Origin of the sequence: Alkalihalophilus lindianensis, from assembly GCF_032843265.1 — a bacterium.
Taxonomy (GTDB): Bacteria; Bacillota; Bacilli; order Bacillales; family Bacillaceae_D; genus Alkalihalophilus; species Alkalihalophilus lindianensis.
On the sequence record NZ_JAWJBA010000301.1, the window covers coordinates 1 to 273 of the forward strand.

1 protein-coding gene is annotated in these 273 nt (G+C 40.7%); it reads left to right on the top strand.

Features of this window, described 5'->3' with window-relative positions; genetic code table 11:
• Positions 1-273, top strand: a 273-nt coding sequence (locus tag RYX56_RS22340; RefSeq protein ID WP_336623194.1) for an SAM-dependent methyltransferase, incomplete at both ends; no start/stop codon positions are given.

The window sequence follows — 273 nt, forward strand, 5'->3', positions numbered from 1 at the left end:
GAAATGCCGAACTTTGCTACGATAGATGTTTCCTTTATTTCGCTAACATTAATCTTACCGACATTAAAAACACTTCTTGGAACCGGCGGTGATGTCGTAGCATTAGTGAAACCGCAATTTGAAGCAGGACGGGAACAAGTCGGAAGGAAAGGGATCGTCCGTGATAAGAAAGTTCATCTCCAAGTAATTGAAAAAATCATTGATTTTTCAATCAAGCAAGGATATGTGGTTCGTAATTTATCGTATTCACCCATCACCGGCGGACACGGTAAT